Consider the following 20,351-nt stretch of genomic DNA (forward strand, 5'->3'; position numbering starts at 1 on the left):
TCAGTAGACGCCGAGCTTGGCGCGCATGACGTCCCAGTACCAGCAGCCCCACAGGCCGACCGCGACGCTCCACACGATCGCCGCCTGGCCGATCCGCCACGGAGCGCCCGTCTGGTCGCGCACGCCCAGCGCCATCAGCAGCACCAGGAACGGTTCGAAGTCGAGCGCATGCCGCATCCCGAACTGCGAGCCGCCGTTCGCATAGTAGAGCAGCGACGGGGCGGCGACCAACAGCGTCGCGACCCACAGCGAGACGACCAGCGCGCGCGGACGGCGCGCGAACAGTGCCAGCACCAGCGCGGGACTGGTGAACCACAGCGCCGTTCCGCTCAGCGCGAACTCGACCCAATGGCCGTCGGCGTGCCAGATCGGCGGCTGGATGAGGAACGACCACAGCTCGACCGGGACGTTGGCGAGCCCGAACGGCGACCCCGTCGGCGCGCCCATGAACGGATCCTGGTGAAAGAAGATCGTGTGCCCGCTGTCCCACGGCACGCCCCAGCGCACTTCGTTGTAGCCGATCCAGGCGAGGAAGAACGGCACGAGCGTCAACGCGAACGCGCGCGCCGCGCGCGGCCGCCGCTCCGGCGCGAGAAAGCCGTTCCAGCACCACCAGAACAGGACCGGCAGCGCCATCACCAAGGTGAAGCGCGAACCCAGCGCGAGCCCCGTCCACAGCCCGACCAACCAGCCGCGGCGCTTACCGGCCAGCTCGCACATCGCGAGCAGCGTGAACGCGACCGCACAGGTCTGCGCGAAGAACCAGACGTCGCCCAGCATCGAGCACCACAGCAGATCGGTTCCGGCCAGCAGAAACGCGACCATCCAGATGCTCTTCACGGTGGTAAGGCCGAGCCGTTCGAGCAGATGCCACGCGGCGCCGATCGCGATGCCGCACATCAGGCACGCGACCAGCGTCTCGTTCGCCGCCAGGCCGAAGACCGCGACCAGCGGCAGCATCAACAGACCCGGGATCGGATCGTTGACGATGTAGCGATGACCGTGCCAGAGCACGGCGTCGATCGCCGGGCCGGGCCAGGTGGCGTCGATCCACACTTGGCCGTGCAGCAGCGCGTACGCGAAGAGCACGTAGTTGTCGTACGGCGTCGCATGGCCGCGCGAGACGGCCAGGGCGACGATCGCGCCGAGGATTCCGGCCAGGGCGGCGTTCACGGAAGCACCTCGACGATGACGTTGCGATCGGCGGCGGCGAGCAGTCTGGTGTGCAGGTCCGGCAAGTCCGGATCGTTGGCGTCGACGATGGCGACCTGACGCGTGCGCAGCCAGGTGCGGTATTCGTGCTCGTGCTCGTCGGGCAGCGCGCACAGCAGAATGCGATGCCCGAACGCGTGCTGCACGTACGCGCGGTACGCCAGCGGAGCGGCCAGGTTCCACGGCGCGACGACGATCGCGTCGTCGCGCGTCGCCGCGACCACCGCGGCGCCCAGGTCCGCGGCCGTCCGGTCGTGGCGCACGTCCCAAATGGCGCCCGAGACGAGCGCGTCGTGCAGCAGCGCCAACGCCAGGATGCCGGCGACCACGAACTGCGCGAGCGCCGGGAGCTCGCGGCCGAACGCGCGCGCCGTGCGGTCGGCGGCGACCGCGATGCCCAGCGCCGAGACGACGTACAGCGCCAACACATAGCGCTCGGGGTCGGCTTCGGCCTGGTACGACGCGCCGAACAGCGCCGGCAGCAGGGCGGTCGCGATGAGACCGACGCCCACCAGCGGGACGTCGCCGAGCACGAAGCAGACGCCGATCAGCGCGGCGACCAGCAGCCCCTGCGGCTCGGCGTCGGCCAGCGCGTCGCCGTAGCGGGCCTGCGCGTTGGCGAACTCGTCGGGGCTGATCAACCGCGCCAGCGTGTACTGCGGGCTCCACTCGTCGCCGGTCACCAGCGAGCGCAAACCGTCGAGCGAGCGCGGATCGTGATCGTCCCAGTACGGGCGGCCGGGCGGCACGCCGAGCGCGAGGGTCGGGTCGAGGCGATGGGCGACGACGTAGGCGCTGCGCAGCGGCAAGTAGGCGTAGGTCGCGAGCACCAGCACCGCGCCGGCCAGCAGCGCCAGCGCCGGGGCACGCAGCGGCCAGCGGCGGCCCAGGGCGATCAGCACCGCGCCCGGCAGGACCAGCACGACCGTGTCGTCGACCGCGACGGCCGCCGCCGCGGCCAGAACGGCGGCGGTCAGCGCGCGCACCTCACCGCGGCGCATCCAGCGCACCGCGCAGACCAGCGCGGCCAACGCGAGCGCCAGTCCCAGCGGGTGGACGTCGGCGTAGGTTCCGCGCTCCCAGACGACCTTGGCGAAGGCGAACAGCCAGGCGCCCAGCACCGCGAAGAGCGGAGCGACCTCCAGCTCGAGCGCCAGCGCGGCGACCAGCGCGGCGCAGGCCGACACCGCCGCCGCCGAGAGCGCGTTCAGCCGCGCGGCGACTTCGCCGATGGCAAAGATGTGCGTCCACAGCCAGCCGGCGAGGACGTAGCCCGGATAGCCGGTGGGATAGGGGATCCCCGCGATCCAGGCAACCGTCTGGAGGTCTCCGGTGTCCCAAAATCCTACCGACGTCCGAATCGACGCGAGCAGCACGGCGAGTGGGACTGCGAACGCGATCGCGACGACGATCCCACGAGAGCGGAGGACCAAGCACGTGCAAGTACGCCTGACGACGGTGAGCGGCCTCTCACGGCCGCGCGTCGTCGTCGCCGAGCCGTTCGCGGAAGCGGGGCTGGCCGTGCTGCGCGATGCCGGGATCGAGGTCGACTCCCAGGTCGGCGGCTCGCGCGCGGACCTGGTCAGCGCGCTCGCGCTGGCGGACGGCCTGATCGTGCGCTCCGAGACGCGCGTCGATCGTGACCTGTTGGCCGCCGGGCCGAAGCTGACCGTGGTCGCCCGCGCCGGCGTCGGCGTCGACGCCATCGACGTCGGCGCGGCGACCGACGCCGGTATCCTCGTCCTCAACACGCCGGGCGCCAACACCATCGCCGCCACCGAGCAGACCTTCGCGCTCATGCTCTCGCTGGCACGCCGTACGCCGGCCGCCGTGCAACAGCTGCGCGAGGGGATCTGGGACCGCAAGCAGCTGATCGGGTCCGAGCTGTTCGGCAAGACGCTCGGCATCATCGGGCTGGGCCGCATCGGCGGCAACGTCGCGACCCGCGCCCGCGCGTTCGGGATGACCCTGCTGGCGTACGACCCCTACATCACGACCGCGCGCGCCGACGCGTTCGGGGTCAAGCTGGTCGAGCTCGAGACGCTGCTGCGCGAGAGCGACATCGTCACCTTGCACGTGCCGCTCAACCGGCAGACGCGCGGGATGATCGACGCTGCGCACTTGCGGCTGCTGCAGCCGCACGCCTTTCTCGTCAACTGCGCGCGCGGCGGCGTCATCGTCGAACGCGACTTGCTGGCCGCACTCGACGCGAACGTGCTGGCCGGCGCCGCCATCGACGTCGTCGCCGAAGAGCCGCCGCCGCCCGGCGGCACCGGCGCGCAGCTGCACCGCCATCCGAAGGTGTTCGCGACGCCGCACTTGGGCGGCTCGACCCACGAAGCGCTGGCGCGCATCGCCACCGAGCTGGCGCAAGACGTCGCGCGCGTGCTGCTGGGCGCGCCGGCCAGCGGCGCCGTCAACGCGCCGGTGCCCTCGGGCCCGGGCGCCGAGCGCGCGCTGCCGTTCCTCGAGGTCGCCTACCGGATCGGCCGCTTCTATCCGCAGTACGCGCGGACCGAAAGGCTGCCGCGCTTCGCGCTGGTCCTGGGCGGCGCGCTGGCCGAGACCGATACCGCGCCGGTCGTGCGCGCGTTCCTCAGCGGCCTGTTGCAGACGACGACCGACCGGCGGGTCTCGGTCGTGAACGCCGAGGCGATCGCGCAGGAGCTGGGAATCGTCGTCGACGCGCGCGCCGACGCGACCGCGTCGGCCTACGGTGCGTCGCTGCAGCTGCAGGCCGAGGGGACCTCGATCACCGGCACGTCGATCGGCGGCGCGCCGCGCATCGTCGAGCTGGACGGTTACGAGATCGACGCCACGCCGGTCGGCGGGATGCTGATCACGCAACACGCCGACGTGCCCGGGATGATCGGGCGGGTCGGAACGATCTTGGGCAACGCGCAGGTCAACATCTCGACGATGCAGGTCTCGCGCAACACCGTCGGCGGCGACGCGATCATGGTGCTCTCGATCGACCGTCCGGCCGACGAGGCGACGCTGGCCGCGCTGCGCGCCGTCAACGGCGTCGGTTCGGTTCGCAGCCTGGACCTGTGATGGTCGGCGTGCGCCGCTGGCGGACGTTCGCGTTCGCGCTCGTGCTCCTGACGCCGCTCGCGGCGTTCGCCCAACCCGCGCCCGACCAGCCGCGTCCGGAATATGCGTTCGATCCGCCCGAGGGCTGGGCCGTCTCCTCGCGCGACGCACACGCGACGGTGTACCGCATCGGCGGCGGCGAGCAGCGCCACGTCATCGTGATCGCGACGGCGGCGTCGAGCGACGAGGCGGCCGTCGCCGAGGCGATGATGCAAACGCTTCATGCCGACACGAAGGACGTCGTCGACGAAGGCGCGGCGACGGTCTGCGGCGGCCAAGCCGCGCACCGCTGGTCGGCGATCGGACGGATCGAGGACCGTCCCGTGCGAGTCCATCTCGTCCTGGCACCCGTCACCGGCGGCCTCGCCGGCGTCGAGTACCTGCACGCGCCCGGCGTCGCCGACCGGGCGGACGCGATGGCGGCACTCGACACGATCTGCCCGGCGCCGTTCGCATTCCCGGCCATCGCGGGATGGGCGGCGTCGACGAGCAGCCCGGCGGGGATCTTCGTGCTGCGCGCGCCCGACGGGGCCTCGTCGCTCTACGGCAGCTATCGCCGCCTGCGGGCCGACCGTTTCCCGTCCGTGTTTCACACCGACCCGCGGGCCGTCGTCGTGCGCAGTTGGTCCGAACCGTGCGGCGTCGGTCAGTTGCTGCGTTTCTCGCTGCGCCGCGACTCCACCTTACTCGAGGTCGCGCAAGGCTACGAGCGCGGCTACGCCTACGCGTTCACCTACGAGCGAACGGCACCGGCGGCCGATCCGGCGGCGATGGCCGTCTTGACGTCGATTTGCCAACCCACCACGGTACACGACTGACTCAATCGTTCGCGAACTCGACGGTGAACAAGGAATCGGCGGCGACGGGCTTGCAGTCGGCGCGCGGCAAAGGTTCGCGCACGGCGGCCCGAAGGAGAAGCGCATGCGCGTGTACGTCGCACGGCACGGCGAGACGACGTGGAATCTCGCCGGCCGCTATCAGGGACGCCGCGAGTCGGCGCTGACGGCGCTCGGGATGCGGCAGGCGTTCGCGCTGGCCGGCGCGATGGACGCGCTCGCGATCGGCCGCGTCGTCGCCTCCCCGCTGCTGCGCTGCACCGCGACGGCGAAGCCGACGGCGGAGCGGCTCAACCTGCGCGTCGAGACCGACGACCGGCTGTTGGAGATCGCGCACGGCACCTGGGAAGGCCGCATGCGTGACGAGATCGCTGCCAACGACGGTGCGCGCTACCGCGCCTGGCGCGAAAATCCCGATCAGGTCGCGTTCGACGGCGGCGAGACGCCGCACGCCGTGCTCGCGCGCTGGCGCGACTTCGCCGGTACGCTGCGGCCGGCGATGCCGACGCTGGTGGTGACGCACGACGCCGTCGTGCGCGTCGCGCTACTGGACGGCTTGGGCGCGGACGTGCCCGCCTTCTGGCGCACCCGCGTCGAGAACGGCGCCTACGCGGTCTTCGAGGTCGAGGCCGAACGGTGGACGCTGCTCGAGGAACGGGTCGACGCGCACCTGACCGGGCTGCGCGCCGACACCGGCACCCAGGCGCTTTAAGCGGCCGCGATCGCGGGCGCCCGCGCGCCCCCTTCGCCACGCACCCGCTGCAGCAGCGCTTCGAGCTCGGCGCGCTGCACGCGGTGCGCCTCGGCGGCCGCGGTCAAGCCGCGCACGGACTCGATGTAGCTCGCGACCAGTGCCTGCTGGGCCGTGTTGTGCGCAAGGATCGCAGTGCCTTCGGCGCGGATCTGCGCGATCACCGTGAGCAGCCGGTCGTTCGACGCGGTCTGCTCGTGGAGCGACCGCGAGCCGTCGCGCATGACCGCGGTCATCTGGCCGAGCGAGCCGCTGATGGCGCCGATCGCCGTCGCTTGTTCGCCGGTGGCCCGGGCGATGTGCGCGATCTCGCGGTTGACGCCGCCGACGGCGGCCGACACCTCACCGATCGACGCCGCCGCGACGTCCGCGAGCGCCAGCGCGCTGGTCGCGCTCGCTCCCGATGCCGACGCCGCCGCCACCACGCCGGCGATGTCCTCGCGAATCGCCGCCACCAGCTCGCGAATCTGCCGCGTCGCGGCGGCCGATCGTTCGGCGAGATTGCGCACCTCGGCCGCGACGACGGCGAACGCGCGGCCGTCGGCACCGGCACGCGCCGCTTCGATCGCGGCGTTGAGTGCCAGCAAGTTCGTCTGCTCCGCGATCCGCTCGATCGCTTCGATGATGGTGCCGATCTCGGTCGAGGTCACTTCCAGCTCGCGCATCCGATCGCTGACGGTCGCGACGTCGCCGACGATCTCGCGCGTCGCGCGAATCAGCTCGTCGACGGCGGCCGCACCCTCGCGCGTCTTCTCGTCGGCCGATCGCGCACGCTCGGCGGCGTCGCCGGCGCCCTGAGCGACGGTGCGAATCGAGCCGCCGAAGGTCGTCACCGCGTCGCTGACGACGGTGACGTTTTGCGCCAGCGCGACGCTATTGGCCGACACGCTGGCCACGGACGCCACCATTTCCTCGACGCCCGCGCTCGCGACCGCGGCGTCGTTGGCCAGCTTCGTGCTCGACTCGTTGACGGCAGCCAACTGCTCGACGACCACGCGAAACGGTTTGCGCGCTTCGGCGCCGGCCGCGTCGCGCCGGCGCTGCAGGCCTTCGATGACGGCGTATTGCTGGTCGAACGCGCCGAGCGCGCCCTGCAGCGCGGGCGTCGATCGCGCGTCGGCCAGCGCATCGACGGCCTGGTCGGCGCGATTGGTCGTGCCGTCGAGCTCTTCACGAACGCGGATCATGACCGCGGAGGTGCCGAGCCAGATCTCTTCGGCATTCCGCTCGGCCGCGATCGCCTCGTGCAGCGCGCGGCCGTACCCTTCGATCGCGTGCACGACCTGCGAGAGGTGTTCGCCGGTGCGCGCCTGCTCCTCGAGCGCCGCGGCGGCTTGCCCGAGCAGCTGCGCCATCGAGTCGACCGACGCCAGTACCGCCGGCGCGGCTCGGACGTGCTCGGCCGCCGCTGCCGCGATGCCGTCGATCGCCACCGTGGCCTCGCCGACGGCGGCGGTGATCGCGGCAACGATCTCGGCCGACACGTCGGCGGCGTGCAGGCCGTGCTCGGCGCGTTCGATCGACGAACGGGTCGAGGTGGCGACGCTGCGCGTCTTGGCGCGTACTTCCTCGACCCGCGCGCCGATGTCGCGCGCAGACACGGCCGAGTACTCGGCCAGCGCGCGCACCTGCTCGGCGACGATGCTGAAGCCGCGGCCCGTCTCGCCCGAGCGTGCCGCCTCGATCGCGGCGTTGAGCGCCAGCAGGTTGGTCTGATAGGACAGGCTCGCGATCGTCGCCACGATCTCGGCTACCCGCTCCGAACCGGCGTCGAGCGCGCGCATCTTCTCGTCGACCAGCGCGACTTCGCCGGCGATGGCGCGGGTCGCACCGATCAGCTGCGCGACGGCCTGCGCGCTCTCGCGTGCTTTGCGTTCACCCTCGCGCGCGCGTTCGAGACCCTCGCGACTGCGTTCCGCCGCGTGTCCGAGCGAGACTTCCATCTCGCTGACGGCCGAGTTGACGTCGGAGACGCCGCCGGCGAGCGAGGATACCGCGGCGTTCAGCTCGCTCAGCGTCGCGATCGCCACCTCGACTGCGTCGCCGGCCGCGCCGATGCTCGAGGCGAGCGAAGCGGCCGCGGTGACCCCGGTGCTGGCCGAGTCGCGGAAGCCGCGCTGCAAGCGGATCCCCTCGGAGCCCGCCTCGTCGCGCACGACCGACGCTGCGCGGACGCGAGCATAGACGTCCGCGATCTCGCCGGCCAACGCGACGAGTGCGGGCTCGGCGGCCGGCGCGACGACCAGCGCCGGCGCATCTGCGCCGGCCGTCTCGGGACGCGAGCGCCGCCTGCGCCGCCGCGCGACCGCGACGAGACCGAGCAAGCCTAGCAGCACGGCCGACGCCGCGACGATCACCGGCGCGACGGTCGCTATCACATTGGCTAGATCGGCGGCCCTGCGGCGCGCTTTATGGCCACGTGACGCGCTTCACCGAAGCATTACCGACGCACGCGGTCAGTATCCCGGTATGCCGCTGGCCTCGACGGTCGTGCCGGCGACGATGGCGAACTCGGAGACCCGGCCGGGACGGCGGACGAACAGCGTCGCCGGCCGCGTCCCCGCGAGCGCGCCGAGGTCGCGTCGCGCGCCGTGCTGCGTGACGACGACGTGCGCGCCGGCCGGAACGCCGTCGGCGACGACGTAGCACCAGGCGCCGTCGCGCGCATAGATGGCCTTGGCGATCACGCCCGGCCGACCGGCCAGCGTCGTGTGCATGAAGTGCGCCGACGCCATCGCCAACAGCGCGGTGTCGGTCTGCGCGACGTGCGTGCCTAGCGCGCGCTCGTGGACGACGTCGACGCCGCCGACGACCAGCACGAAGGCCGCGGCGAGGGCGAGCGGCCACCACGCGCGCCCGCCGCGCGGGCGCAGCCGAACGACGTTCGACCCGGGAACCGGGGGCAGCGTCGCCGCCAGCAGCGCGCCGACTTCTTCGGCGGCCCGCACGCGATCGGTGCAAGTCGCGCACATGCGCAGGTGCGCTTCGATCTCCTCGCGGCGATCGGAGAGCATGCCCAGCGCGTAGAGTTCGGCGTCCTCGCCGAGGTGGTCGGTCATGGATTCCTTCATCGAACGAGCTCCGCGGCGAGGCGGCGCAGTCCCAGCGAGACGCGTCCTTTCACCGTTCCCAGCGGCAGGTCGCACGCCCGCGCGATCTCGCTTTGTGTTTGGTTGCCGTAGTACGCGCGCACGAGCGCGTCGCGCTGCTCGGGCGGAAGCCGCTGCAGCGCGGCGCGCACGCGCGCCGCCTCGATCGGGTCGACGCTCGGCCCCTCGTCGATCAGCGGCGCTTCGCGCGCCACCCGCTCCTCGCGCGCGCGCCGCCGCCCTTCGCGCCGCAGCTGATCGAAGGCCTCGTTACGCACGCAGGTGATCAAGAACGGCAACAGCGCGCCGCGCTCGGGCCGGTAGGCGTCGGGCGCGCCCAACAGGCGCGTGAACACGGCGTGCACGCAGTCGTCGGCCGCGTCGACCTCACCGAGCACGTGATACGCGACGGCGCGCAGACGGGCGCGATGCTCGCGATACGTCTGCGCGACCGCGTTCACGCCGTGCGCAGGGTGTGGTTCTCCCACGTCGCCGTCCCGCCGACGAGCTCGACGGTCCGGTACCCGATGACGTCGAGCAGATGATCCGGCGGCACTGCCAGCGGGCCCGGGCCGGGCGCCGTCCCCGGCGCCGGTTGCGGGTACGCCGTCGCGGCCGCCGTGGCGAAGCGGATCGCGCCCTCGCGATGCTCGATCACCTGATGGATGTGCCCGTTGAGGACCGTCACCGAGGAGAACCTCCGCAGCAGCGCCAGCGCCTTGGTGCCGTCGTCGGTCGTCCACCCCCACGCCGGATAGAGCGCGTACAGGGGGACGTGTCCGAACACGACGATCGGCGTGTCGGCCGAACGCGTCTGCAAGTCGTTCGCGAGCCAGCCCAGCTGCTCCGGCCCGAGCAGCCCCATCGTCTCGCCCGAGAAGACGTTGACCAGCGCGACGTAGTGGACGCCGCCGGCGTCCCACGAGAACCAGCCCTTCGGCGCGTCGGCGCGGCCGAACGTCGACCGGAACCGCGCGCCGCCTTCGGCGTTGATCACGTCGTGCTCGCCGGGAATCACGATCAGCGGCGCCTTGAGCGTCGCCAAGATGTCGTGCGCGGTGGCGAACTCGTCCGCCTTCGCCAAGTGGGTGACGTCGCCGGTGTGCACGACGAACGCCGGCTGCTGCGGCAGCGCGTTGAGCGCGTCGACCGCCATCTTCAGCGTGTCGGCCGGATGATCGTTGACCTTGCCGGTGAAGCCGATGTGGCTGTCGCTGATCTGCGCGAACGCGATCCGTTCGCCCGGCGTCGCGGCGCGCGCGACGCCGTCGGCGCTCAGCGCAAAGCTCAGCCCGAGGCCCGTCCAGCCGACGTGCGAGAGAAACGTGTCGCGCTTCACGGCTTCACCATCACGATGCCCTTCATGAACGGGTGCATCGTGCAGTGATACGCGTAGCTGCCGGCGCTCGTGTAGGCGTGCTTCCAGCTCTCGCCGGTGCCCAACCCGCCGGAGTCGTAGGAACCGTTGTCCGCCGTCGCGGTGTGCGCGTCGTCGTCGTCGTTGACGAAGACGACGATCGTCCCCGGCTTGACCACGACGCGCGCCGGGACGAACGCGTCGTTGCGAATGTGGACCGTGGCGCTCGGAGCCGGCGCGGCGACCGGCGCGGCGGTGGCCGCGAGCAGGAGCGCGGCGGCGAAAATCGTCTGCATGCCCCTGGTACGGCGCTGCCGCGCCGCGCGGATCAATCGCCGCCGCGGCGAAGTACGGGCCCATGCTGCCGCCCGCGACGGCCGCCCTGGTCGCCGCTGCCACCGCGCCCGCACCCGTGCTGATCCGGCTGACGGGAACGGTCGGTTTCGCGCTCTCCTCGACCGACGTGCTGCAAAAGCTCGAGGACCGGCTCGACCTGGGCGCCGGCGGCTACGCGCTTACGCTGGCGAGCAGCCAGGCCCAGCTCAGCTTCGACGACGGCACCCGCGTCGCGATCGGCGAACGCACCATGCTCGGTTACGCCGCGTCCGACGGCAAGACGGCGACCATCGAGCTGGCGCGCGGCGCGGTGCACGTGATCGTGCGCCCGACCAGCGTCATCGCGATCCTCACCCCGACCGCCGGCATCGCGCTCTCCGATGCCGACGCGTTCATCGTCACCGGTCCGCGCGGAACGCAGATCGCGTGCGTGCGCTGCGCGCCGACGACCGTGCTGCGCACGCCGGCCGGCCATGCACAGCTCGGCAACTGCACGCTCGGGGACGCCGGCGCGAACGCGCTGCGGGTGCGCAGCTCGATCGCGAGCGAGAACCCGGCGATGGACGCGCTGGTCGGCGGTGCCGACGCGACCGCCGGCTGTCCGCGCAGCTCGCGCACGCACGTCGATCCGACCGGCTCGGATCCCGGCGCGCGCGATCCCTTGGCCAATGGCTGGGGAACGTTCACGGCCGGGGCGCTGTTCGCCATCTTGACGATGATCGGTCCGCACGCGGGCTGACGCGCGCGCGGTGCGCTCAGAGCGTGGGCGGGCTCGGCAGCGGTCGCGCCACCGCGAAGGTCGATCGCGGCAACTCGGTCGGGAAGTGCCAGCCGCTGAACGTCAGCTGCTCGTAGGCGTCGCCGCCGGCTTCGTGCGCCGACGCCTCGGCGCCGCTCGCCACCCAGTACGAACCGCTCTTCGAGAAGGTGACGCGCCCGCGGCCGCTGTGCCCGCTGGTGAACGCGATCGAGTCCGGCAAGAAGGTCAGACCGTCGATGACGACCGCGGTGTGCACGAAGGCGCGCGCGTGCCGCGGCGTGAGGTCGAACGCGTAGTCGGTGTGGTGACCGTCCTTGACGGCGCCCGCGTAGGTGAAGACGTAGTCGGCCGGGCGCGGTGCGAGGCGCGTAACGGCGTAGCGGTAGGGGCGATTGCGGAAGATGCGCACCTCGGGCTGCGTCGCGCGCGTCCCGTTGACGGCGATGACCTCGTCGCGTTCGTCCTTGCCGCTGCGGAAGATGCGGTGCGTCTGCTCGACCGAGCGCGTCCCGGTCTGCTCGAGCGTGTACTGCACCGTGAAGACCTGCGGGTCACGCACCTGCGCCAGCGCCGTCGCGTACTTGGCGACCACCGCCTGCGGCGCGAGCAGGGTGAGCGCGGCGAGGAACGCGATCATGCCGGCTGTTTGGCCAGCGCGTCGCGCAGCGCCGCCAGCGCCGCCGGCGCACCGGCGGGATCCTTGCCGCCGCCTTGTGCTTGACCCGGCGCGCCGCCGCCCTTGCCGCCGAGCAGCGGCGCGGCCGCGCGCACGAGGTTGCCGGCGTGCACGCCGGCCCGCACCGCGTCCTCGCTGGCGTTGACGAACACCGACGCCGTGTCGCCGTCGACGCCGATCAGCGCGATCACGCCGGACGGCATGCGCGAACGGATCGCGTTGCCGAGCGCGCGCAGCGCCTCGGCGTTCGCTTCCCGCACGATCGTCGCGACGACGCGCACGCCGCCCAGCTCTTCGGCCTGCGCGAGGTAGCTCGCCGCGTCGCCGGCGGCCAGGCGCGCCTTGATCTCGGCCAGCGCCTTCTGCAGGTCGCGCACGTCGGACTGCAGCCGTTCGACCCGTTCGACCAGCTCGTCGGGCTTGACGGCCAGCGCCTCGCCGAGCGTGGCCAGCGTGTCCTGCTGCGCTTCGACGTACGCCTCCGCGGCCTTCGAGACCACCGCTTCGATGCGCCGCACGCCGCTTCCGATCGAGCTCTCGGCGAGCATGACGAACATTCCCAGCTCGCCGGTCGTGTGCGCGTGCGTGCCGCCGCAGAACTCGACCGACGGGCCGAACTGCACGACCCGCACGCGATCGCCGTACTTCTCGCCGGCCATCGTGATCGCGCCCGTCTCCTTGGCTTCCGCGATCGGCAGCTCGCGCATCTCCTGGTGGAAGTCGTCGCGGATCAGCTCGTTGACGCGCTGCGTCACCGCGCGCCGCTGCGCGGGCGTCAACGCGCCGCCCGGGCTGCGGAAGTCGAAGCGCATGCGATCGACGCCGACCCACGAACCGGCCTGGACGATCTCCTCGCCGAGCACGTCCTTGAGCGCGCGCTGCAAGAGGTGCGCCGAGGTGTGATGGCGCCGAATCTCGCGCCGCCACTCTTCGTACACGCGCGTATGGACCTGATCGCCCAGGGCCAGCACGCCGTCGACCAGCCGCCCGTGGTGCGCGATCGCCTCGCCGACGAATTGCGTGTCGGTCACCTCGAAGCGCGCGCCGGACGCGGTGGTGATGACACCGTGGTCGCCGACCTGGCCGCCCTTCTCGGCGTAGAACGAGGTGCGGTCGAGCAGCAGCTGCGCCTCGGTCTCGGGCTCGATGACGGAGACGACGGCGCCGCCGACCAGGATGCCGCGCACCTCGCCATCGGCTTCGAGGCCTTCGTAGCCGGTGAAGTCGGAGCTGAGCGCGGGCGCCTCGCTGACGCTGACGACGGCGCGCTTGCGCGCCGCATCGCTGCGCGCGCGTTCGCGCTGCTCGCTCATCCGGTGCTCGAAGCCGAGGCTGTCGACCGCGACGCCGCGCTCGGCCGCGATCTCGCGCGTCAGCTCGAACGGAAAGCCGTACGTATCGTGCAGCGTGAAGGCGTCTTCGCCCGAGATCAGCATCGTGCAGTCGCGCACCGCGTCGTCGATCAGCGCCTCGAGCAGCTCGCTGCCGCGATCGAGCGTGCGCGAGAACGCCGCTTCCTCGTTGCGCAGCGCGGTCTGCACGTCGTTCAAGCGCGCCGGCAGCTCGGGGTAGCCGCTCCGGAGCGAGGTGACGACGGCGGCGGCCAGCTCGGCGAGGAACTCGCGCGGATAGCCCAGCAGTCGTCCGTTGCGGATCGCGCGCCGGATCAGGAAGCGCAGCACGAAGCCGCGATCGGTGTTCGAGGGGTAGACACCGTCGGCGACCAGGAAGGTCGCCGCGCGCGCGTGGTCGGCGATGATGCGCCGGCGCACCAGCTGCTCGGCCGCGGCGAGCGAGGTCTGCCCGATCGACGGCTGCGCCGCGATGAGGTCGGTGAACAAGTCCGTCTCGTACATCGAGACCTGACCGTTGGCGACCGCCAGCATCCGCTCGAAGCCGGCGCCGGTGTCGATCGCCTTGCGCGGCAGCTCGGTCATCCCTCCGTCGGCACCGCGGTTGAACTGCTGGAAGACGACGTTCCAGATCTCGACGTAGCGGTTGCCCTTGTTGGGGCCGTCGTCGTCGGGACCGAGCGCGTTGGCCGCACCGGTGTCGTAGAAGATCTCGCTGCACGGTCCGCACGGGCCGGTCGGCCCCATCGTCCAGAAATTGTCCTCGTCCCAACGCGTGATGCGCGAGGACGGCAGCCCGATCTCGCTCTCCCAGATCCGCTGCGCCTCGTCGTCGCCGGTGTGGACGGTGACGTACAGCTTGGCGGGATCCAGGCGCATGACCGCGGTCATGAACTCCCACGCGAAACGGATCGCCTCGCGCTTGTAGTAGTCGCCGAACGAGAAGTTGCCGAGCATCTCGAGGAACGTCCCGTGGCGACCGGTGCGGCCGACGTTCTCGATGTCGGACTTGGCGCCGGCCACGCGCAGGCAGCGCTGCACGGTCACGGCGCGCGGTGCCGGCGCCGGCTGTTCGCCCAAGAACACCGGGACGAACTGCTCCATCCCGGCGATGGTGAAGAGCGTCGTGCTCATCTCGTCGGGGATCAACGAGGCCGACGGCAGATGCGCGTGGCCGTTGCGCACGAAGTAGTCGACGAAGGCTTGGCGGAGTTCCTGGGACGTCATGGGCGACCCTCGGGGTTCCACACGGCGACCGGGAAACCCGGTTGGTCCGCAGGAAGGGGTGGGCGTGCGGGTCGTTCTCGTCGACAACGTGCTGCTGGAGCAAACGGGCACCGGGTTCACGGCGACGCTCCAGCCGCACTTGGGCTTGATCTCGCTGATCGCGGTGCTGCGGGAGCTGGGTCACGACGCGCGCCTGCTCGACCCCAAGCTCGACCTGGTGCGCGGCGAGGTCGCGCTCGGGCCCCACTTCTACGGCGCGGTGGCGGAGCGGATTCTGGCCGGCGATCCGGACGTCGTGGGCTTCACCTCGCTGGGCTGCAACTTCGCCTGCACGGTGCGCATCGCCGCGCGCGTCCGCGCGGCGCGGCCGGCGCTGCCGATCCTGTTGGGCGGCCCGCACGCCAGCATCGTCGACGAGCCGATCCTCGCCGCGTACCCGCAGTTCGACGCGATCGTGCGCAACGAGACCGAGGCCGTCATCGGCGCGGTCCTCGACGCGCTCGGCGGCAACGGCAGCCTGGCCGACGTCCCCGGGGTGACCTACCGGCGCGAGGGCGCGATCGCGCGCACCGCCGGCGCCGGCCCGCTGCTCGAGCTCGACGCGCTGCCGTTCCCCGCCTATGACGTCTATCCGATCGCGGAGCTGGCGCTGACGACGCTGCGCGTCGATGCCGGGCGCGGCTGCCCGTTCGGCTGCACGTTCTGCTCGACGGCCAGCTTCTTCGGCCGGCGCTACCGGCTCAAGTCGCCCGAGCGGCTGGTCGGCGAGCTCGACCGCCTGGCGCAGACCTACGGCGTGCGGCGCTTCAACCTGACCCACGACCTGTTCACCGTCGACGCGCGGCGCGTACGCGCGTTCTGCGAGGAGGTCGCCGGCCGCGGCTACGCCTGGACGTGCTCGGCGCGCATGGATTGCGTCGACGACGCGCTGCTCGCGCAGATGCGCGACGCCGGCTGCAGCGCGATCTACTACGGCGTCGAGACCGGTTCGACGCGCTTGCAGCCGCTGGTCGGCAAGCATCTCGACCTGGCGCTCTACCGGCCGATCGTCGAAACCTCGTTGCGGCTGGGGCTCGACACGACGGTCTCGTTCATCACCGGGTATCCGAACGAGCTGGCGTCCGACGCGGACGCGACGCTGGAGCTGCTCGGCGAGAGCATCGAGACCTATCCCGACGCGCTCTCGGTGCAGCTGCATCTGCTCACGCCCGAACCCGGCACCGCGCTGCACCACGAGTACGCGCACGCGCTGGCATACGACGGTCACGTCAGCGACTTCAACTTCCCCGCGCTGGTCGACGGCGACGAAGAGCTGATCGCCGCCGACCCGGCGTCGTTCGTCTGCCACCACTACTTCGCCGCCGGTCTGCCGCGCGAGGAGCACCTGGCCGCGACCGAAGGGTATCGCATCCTCTACGGCCTGGGGCACGCGCTGGTGCGCGCGATCCGGCGCGCCGCCGACATGCCGTTCGCGGCGCTGGTGCGCGCGGTGGGCCGCTTCGTGCGCGGCTATCCGGGTCCGGCCGACGCCGCGCTGGTCGCGTTCCTCGAGGCGCGTTTCGGCGCCGGTTCGTCGTTCGCCGAGATCGTGCGCTACGGGCGCGCGGCCGCGAGCCTGCGGCCGGACGACGCGCCGCGCGCCGCGCACGTCGACGCCGGCACGCCGCTGCGCCTGGCGCGCACCATCGCGCCGGTCGCGTTCGGACGCGACGGCGCCGAGCTCACCCGCCGTGTGCGCGCGGGGCTGCCGCTCGACGAGCCGGCCCTGCCGTCGTCATGGTGGCTGACCTTCGGCGACGGGCGCGCGGCCGGAGCGTCGTTCGCCGTCGATCGCGTCACCTACGAGCTGGCGTGCGTCTTGCGCGAGGGGACGACGCGCGCACAGCTCGAGCAGCGCTTCGAGACCGCCGACGTCGAGGCGCGCTTGTGGTCGCTGAGCCTGATGAGCGGCCTGTGTTACGCCGACGACGCGACGGCCGGCTCGTCGTCCGTCAGCCCCAGCCGGCGCAGCATCGCCGGATCGGCGGCCGCCGGCGCCGCCGGCGGGACGTACAGCGTCGACATGGTCGGAATCGCCGCCTCGGCGAGCCGCGCCAGCGGCACGCGCTCGATCTCGGGATCGCAGATCTCGTAGACGGCCGCCTTGTAGACGACCACCTCGTGTCCGGCCGGGTAGTGCGGTGCGAGCACCTCGGCCAGCACCGCCAACCCGTCGCGGTTCCACGGACCACCGCCCTCGCGCATGCCGCGCTCGGCGATCACGCCGATCTGCCAGATGATCAGCGCGCTGCGTGGATCGAAGACACGCCGGTGCACGAGGAAGTCCGTCGCCTCGAAGCTCTGGCAGCCGCCGTCGCCCGGATCGACGCCCAGGTCGGCGAACAGACAATCCTCCGCCGACACCGCCGCGAACATCGTGGCGGGATAGCCTTCGGCGCGCGCGCGGCGGATCGACTCGTGGGTCGGGAACGCGAACACGCCGGGATGGCCGTAGACCGCCAAACACACGTCGAGGCCGTCGCGCACGGCGCCCAGCACGTGCTCGACGATCTCTTCGTAGGTGCGCCGGCGCGGCTTACCGACCTCGTAGTGCGCGTGCAGGGGCTCCGCGCTCGGATTGAGCCCGCGCAGCCAGTGCAGCGTGAGCGAGTCGGCCGACAGAAAGAAGACCTTCTGCGCCCGCTCGATCGCGACCAGCGTCTCCGCCGTGACCTGGGCGCCGACCCGGATGCCGGTGCCGACGACGCACAACGATCCCGCCACGGTGCGCCCGCCTAGCGCAAGTCGATCATGAAGACCATCAGCACCGGCCATGACCCGCCGCCCGGGTTGGGTGGGAACTCCGCCTGGATCGCCTTGCTGATGCGATCGGAGTCCTTGCTCAGGATCGCGTCCTGCTGCGCCGCCGAGAGCCCCGCGGCGCTCATCGCCGCGCGCGCGTCGGCGTCGGATTTCCGATGGGTGGCGGCGGCGGCGGGATCACGCGCAAGCGCGAGCAGATAGTCGGCGATGGATGCGGCCATGGTCGTCCTCCCCGGTTCAGGTGCGAGCTGGGTGCTATCGCCCGTCCGCCTCCTCGGCCGCTTGTTCCTCGTCGAACAGCGCACCGATGCTGGCGAGTCGGTCGAAATCGGTTCCGCCGAGCCGCTCGATGAGCTCCGCCCGGGTGCGATCGCGCAGCCGCGGAATCAGGAACACCGAGCGGAACGGCAGCGCGCCGGCGCGCGCTTGCGCGAAGCCGAGCAGTCGCGCCGCGCGCAGGTCGTCGCCCGCCCGGACGTGGACCGCCGCCGCGACGATGATCGCTTCCAAGAACGCGATCGGGTTCTGCGCCTCGAGCAGGTCGGCGATCGCGCGCGTGACGTGCACGCGCGCCTCGGCGATACGCCCTTCGGCGAGCAGCGCGTGCGCGAGCCGGTAGTGCGCGGTCGCGATGCGGCGCGCGTCGCGCAGCCGTTCGGTCAGCGCCAGCGAGCGTTGCGAGAGGTCGACGGCGCGCGGGGCGTCGTCGACCCACAGCGCGGCCTCGGCGAAGCCGCGCAGCACCAGTGCCGCGTCGCGGTCGCGCTTGGTGCGCGCCGTGACTTCGTCGGCTTCGGCGAACCGTTCGAGCGCCTGCGAGAGCTCGCCGGTGTAGAGGTGCACGAAGCCGAGCAGCGCCAGCATGCGGCCCGCCGCGATCGCGTCGAAGGCCGCGCGCGCCAGCGCGATCCCTTCGTGCAGCGCTTCACGCGCATCGCCGTAGCGGCCCAGGTTGATCAGCGCCTGCGCGCGATACGCGAGCGTCTCGTAGGTGCCGGTCGCGTCCGCGACGTCGCGGAAGCCGGCCAGCGCGCGCTCCGCCAGCGAGAGCGTCTCGTCGGAGAACAGGTGCACGCGCACCGACTCGAGCAGCACGCGCGAGGCGAGCTGCGGCGAGAGGCCGTCGGAGGCCGCACGCGCCAGCCCGAGCCAGTACGCGCCTTCCTGGAAACGCCGCGCGTCCCAGAACGGCCCGAGCAGCGCCGCGATCTGCGCGCCGGACGCGACGTCGGCGCGCTCGCCGAGCGTCCAGGTCAGCGCCGCGCGGACGTGCTCGATCTCGCGCTCGACTTGCGCCAGCCAGACGTCCTCGGGCAACTGCCGGCTGGTCGTGCGCGCGCGGTGCGCGAACGCCAGCTCCATCGCGACGTGGCGCGCGCCGACCTCGGCGCGCTCGCCCAGCTCGTCCAGCCGCGAGAGCGCGTACGTGCGGGCCGACTCGAGCAGATGGAAACGGCCTTCGCCGTCGTCGTCGGCCTCGGCCACGACCAGCGACTTCTCGACCAGCGAGACCAGCAGCTCGGGGACGTCCTTGGCATCGATCGCGCCGCCGCCGCACACCGGGATCGCCGCTTCGAGCGTCCACGAACCGGCCAGCACGCCGAGACGGCAGAACACCGTCGCCTCGTCGTGAGTGAGTAGCTCGAAGCTCCAATCCATCAGCGCACGCAGCGTCCTTTGCCGGGGAACGTTCCGTCGGCCGGCGGTGAGCAGTCGCAGTCGTTCGTCCAATCGCGCGGCCACCTGCGCCACGCCCAGAGCGGGAATCGTCGCCGCCGCCAGCTCGAGCGCCAGCGGGATGCCGTCGAGACGACTGCAGATCGTCGCCACGGCGGCGCCGTTGCGTTCGGTCAACTGGAAGCGTGGGTCGTGTGCGGCGGCGCGCTCGATGAACAGCTCGACCGCGCCGAAGCGCAGGGCGTCGTCCGGCCCGACGGGGGCGCCTTCGTCGGGAACGGTGAGCGGCGGCAGGCGGTAGACGACTTCACCGTCGACGTGCAGCGGCTCGCGGCTGGTCGCCAGCACGTCGACGTACGGACAGCGCGCCGCGATCTCGGCGGTGACGCGCGCGGCCTCCTCGACGACGTGCTCGCAGTTGTCGAGCACCAGCAGCAGCGAGCGAGCGCGCAAGCCCGCGACGATGATGTCGAGCAGCGGCCGATCGGCCTGCTCCGGGATCTCGAGCGCGGCGGCGACCTCCTGCGCGACCAGCCGCGCGTCGCTGACGTTGGCCAGCTCGACCACCCACACGCCGTCGCCGTACCGTTCGAGCAGCTCGAAGCCGAGCTCGAGCGCGACGCGCGTCTTGCCGACGCCGCCGATCCCGGCGACGGTCACGACGCGACCGTCCGCGATCAGCCGGCGCAGCTCGCGCCGTTCCCCCTCGCGACCGACGAAGCGCGTGAGCGGACGGTTCAGGTTGTGGCGCCGGGCCGGCGCGGCCGGCATCGTCGTCGCGGTGACCAGCGTGAGCGGCGTCGGCCGCGTCGCCGCCGCTTCCAGACGCGCACGGTTCTCGACGTCGAGCTCGAGCGCTTCGATCAGGAGTGCGAGGGTTTGACGCTGCGGAACCTTGCGGCTCCCGCGTTCGAGCGTGCTGATCGCGTCCACGCTGAGCGTCGCGCGCTCCGCGAGGGCTTCCTGCGACAGCCCCCGCGCCAGCCGGAGCTGACGCAGGAGCCTGCCGAACGGCGCCCGCCCGGGTTCGTCCACCACCCATCCCCCGATTGAGTCCGCCACACCCAGTGCGGACCCGAAGCGACGGGACGTGTACTCATACGAAGGTAGGCTTTCCCCCACCGTTGCCTGCCCCGTACGCCTTTCGGGGGCGACCCGGACCGCGTTGACTTAGAGCGCCTTC

General features: G+C 72.0%; 16 protein-coding genes and 1 pseudogene. 5 read left to right on the top strand and 12 right to left on the bottom strand.

Annotation, left to right across the window (positions count from 1 at the left end; translation table 11 throughout):
• Positions 1-1,173 carry a hypothetical protein gene (locus VMD91_11290; GenBank protein HTW84644.1) on the bottom strand — a complete coding sequence of 391 codons (1,173 nt, stop codon included), beginning with the start codon at positions 1,171-1,173 and terminating at the stop codon, positions 1-3.
• The gene (locus VMD91_11295) at positions 1,170-2,645 is read right to left on the bottom strand and encodes a DUF2723 domain-containing protein (protein HTW84645.1); all 1,476 of its coding nucleotides are present in this window, start codon (positions 2,643-2,645) and stop codon (positions 1,170-1,172) included. The genes VMD91_11290 and VMD91_11295 overlap by 4 nt, the downstream gene beginning before the upstream one ends.
• A gap of 4 nt (positions 2,646-2,649) precedes the next feature.
• On the opposite strand from VMD91_11295, the gene serA reads away from it, so the two are divergent.
• The 3 genes from serA (at position 2,650) to VMD91_11310 (ending at position 5,853) form a co-directional block, all read left to right on the top strand.
• Positions 2,650-4,266: a phosphoglycerate dehydrogenase gene (gene serA, locus VMD91_11300; GenBank protein ID HTW84646.1), complete on the top strand. Its 1,617-nt coding sequence runs from the start codon at positions 2,650-2,652 to the stop codon at positions 4,264-4,266.
• On the top strand, positions 4,266-5,123 hold the full coding sequence (locus VMD91_11305; GenBank protein ID HTW84647.1) for a hypothetical protein: 858 nt from the start codon (positions 4,266-4,268) through the stop codon (positions 5,121-5,123). Before serA ends, VMD91_11305 begins: the two co-directional genes overlap by 1 nt.
• A gap of 103 nt (positions 5,124-5,226) precedes the next feature.
• Positions 5,227-5,853: a histidine phosphatase family protein gene (locus VMD91_11310; GenBank protein ID HTW84648.1), complete on the top strand. Its 627-nt coding sequence runs from the start codon at positions 5,227-5,229 to the stop codon at positions 5,851-5,853.
• On the opposite strand, the gene VMD91_11315 is transcribed toward VMD91_11310, so the two are convergent.
• From VMD91_11315 to VMD91_11335, 5 genes are all read right to left on the bottom strand, one after another.
• Complete coding sequence (locus VMD91_11315; protein HTW84649.1) at positions 5,850-8,270, bottom strand: methyl-accepting chemotaxis protein; 2,421 nt, start codon at positions 8,268-8,270, stop codon at positions 5,850-5,852. The genes VMD91_11310 and VMD91_11315 overlap by 4 nt on opposite strands.
• 78 nt (positions 8,271-8,348) lie before the next feature.
• Complete coding sequence (locus VMD91_11320; protein HTW84650.1) at positions 8,349-8,951, bottom strand: hypothetical protein; 603 nt, start codon at positions 8,949-8,951, stop codon at positions 8,349-8,351.
• An 8-nt stretch (positions 8,952-8,959) separates the two neighbouring features.
• Positions 8,960-9,442 (bottom strand): RNA polymerase sigma factor, encoded by a 483-nt coding sequence (locus tag VMD91_11325; GenBank protein ID HTW84651.1) that lies wholly within the window; start codon positions 9,440-9,442, stop codon positions 8,960-8,962.
• A complete protein-coding gene (locus VMD91_11330; protein ID HTW84652.1) occupies positions 9,439-10,320 on the bottom strand; it encodes a metallophosphoesterase in 882 nt (293 codons plus the stop codon). The genes VMD91_11325 and VMD91_11330 overlap by 4 nt, the downstream gene beginning before the upstream one ends.
• Complete coding sequence (locus VMD91_11335) at positions 10,317-10,634, bottom strand: cupredoxin domain-containing protein (protein HTW84653.1); 318 nt, start codon at positions 10,632-10,634, stop codon at positions 10,317-10,319. Before VMD91_11335 ends, VMD91_11330 begins: the two co-directional genes overlap by 4 nt.
• Before the next feature lie 62 nt (positions 10,635-10,696).
• On the opposite strand from VMD91_11335, the gene VMD91_11340 reads away from it, so the two are divergent.
• The gene (locus VMD91_11340; protein HTW84654.1) at positions 10,697-11,413 is read left to right on the top strand and encodes a FecR family protein; all 717 of its coding nucleotides are present in this window, start codon (positions 10,697-10,699) and stop codon (positions 11,411-11,413) included.
• Positions 11,414-11,429: 16 nt separating this feature from the next.
• Here VMD91_11340 and VMD91_11345 read toward each other — a convergent pair whose 3' ends face one another.
• Positions 11,430-12,071, bottom strand: coding sequence for a hypothetical protein (locus VMD91_11345; GenBank protein HTW84655.1), 642 nt, complete (start codon positions 12,069-12,071; stop codon positions 11,430-11,432).
• Positions 12,068-14,689 carry an alanine--tRNA ligase gene (alaS, locus tag VMD91_11350; GenBank protein HTW84656.1) on the bottom strand — a complete coding sequence of 874 codons (2,622 nt, stop codon included), beginning with the start codon at positions 14,687-14,689 and terminating at the stop codon, positions 12,068-12,070. The genes VMD91_11345 and alaS overlap by 4 nt, the downstream gene beginning before the upstream one ends.
• A 64-nt stretch (positions 14,690-14,753) precedes the next feature.
• Between alaS and VMD91_11355 the strand changes: the two genes are divergently transcribed.
• Positions 14,754-16,823 (top strand): radical SAM protein, encoded by a 2,070-nt coding sequence (locus VMD91_11355; protein ID HTW84657.1) that lies wholly within the window; start codon positions 14,754-14,756, stop codon positions 16,821-16,823.
• Between the two features lie 11 nt (positions 16,824-16,834).
• On the opposite strand, the pseudogene VMD91_11360 reads toward VMD91_11355, so the two are convergent.
• From VMD91_11360 to VMD91_11370, 3 genes and pseudogenes are all read right to left on the bottom strand, one after another.
• Positions 16,835-17,503: pseudogene (locus VMD91_11360) on the bottom strand (SAM-dependent methyltransferase).
• Positions 17,464-17,712, bottom strand: coding sequence for a hypothetical protein (locus VMD91_11365; protein ID HTW84658.1), 249 nt, complete (start codon positions 17,710-17,712; stop codon positions 17,464-17,466). The pseudogene VMD91_11360 and the gene VMD91_11365 overlap by 40 nt, the downstream one beginning before the upstream one ends.
• Positions 17,713-17,746: 34 nt before the next feature.
• Complete coding sequence (locus VMD91_11370; GenBank protein ID HTW84659.1) at positions 17,747-20,290, bottom strand: helix-turn-helix domain-containing protein; 2,544 nt, start codon at positions 20,288-20,290, stop codon at positions 17,747-17,749.
• Positions 20,291-20,351: the final 61 nt, after the last annotated feature.

Source organism: Candidatus Sulfotelmatobacter sp., from assembly GCA_035504415.1.
Lineage (GTDB): Bacteria > Vulcanimicrobiota > Vulcanimicrobiia > Vulcanimicrobiales > Vulcanimicrobiaceae > Vulcanimicrobium.